2 protein-coding genes are annotated in these 924 nt (G+C 47.0%); both read left to right on the forward strand.

What is annotated here, in order from left to right; all coding sequences use genetic code 11:
* Positions 1–394 (forward strand): hypothetical protein (locus tag A3750_RS00250; protein ID WP_082873137.1); only part of this gene is annotated, 394 nt, incomplete at its 5' end.
* A 23-nt stretch (positions 395–417) separates the two neighbouring features.
* Positions 418–924 (forward strand): MoxR family ATPase (locus A3750_RS00255; protein WP_156498258.1); only part of this gene is annotated, 507 nt, incomplete at its 3' end.

Consider the following 924-nt stretch of genomic DNA (forward strand, 5'->3'; position numbering starts at 1 on the left):
GGCAAGAGAACAAGTAAAAAATTGCGTACTGAAACGCTTTGTTTCTCAGCAGAATGCGCAAGTCTTTGCTTTACTTAATGGATTAATCAGGAGTTCAAACATGCCCTTCAAAACCATCGCTTGTTTTCTGGCACTCACACTTGGCGCGGCCACTCATGCTGAAACCATCAAACTGAAACTTGGAGAGCAGGGAAAACAAGAACAAGTGGAACTTCCACTGCGCGGTATGAGCATGGAGGAAGTAGAAACGCAGTTTGGGAAACCTGAAACAAAAACAAAACCTCGCGGAGAACCTCCGATCAGCGCATGGCATTATGCAAATTTTGCGGTCTATTTTGAGAGTCGCCACGTACTGCATAGCGTCATCAAACACCAGCCAGCCAAACAAAAGTAGCAAGTCGCCTTCCAGGAAACATCATGTCTCAGAAAGCCAGTATCAGCGCCATCCTTCAACAGCTAAACCAAGTCATTCTTGGCAAGGAAAGTGAGATAAAGCTAGCCCTGGCTTGCCTGCTCGCAAAAGGGCATTTATTAATTGAAGATATACCCGGCATGGGAAAGACAACGCTCAGCCACGCACTTGGCATTACACTTGGGCTACAGTTTAAACGCGCGCAGTTCACCAGCGACATGCTCCCATCTGACATTCTTGGCGGTAACATATTTGATAAAAATTCGGGAAAATTCCTATTTCAGAGAGGCCCTGTTTTCAGTAACGTTTTGCTTGCCGATGAGATAAACCGAGCACCACCTAAAACGCAAAGCGCGCTACTCGAGGCGATGGAAGAGCGACAGATTTCGATTGACGGAAAAACACGCCCTCTCCCAGTACCCTTTTTTGTCATCGCCACACAAAACCCCTTGGAGCAAGCGGGCACCTATCCTCTACCCGAATCACAACTTGATCGTTTTATGATGCGCATC

It is taken from the genome of Oleiphilus sp. HI0079, from assembly GCF_001635105.1.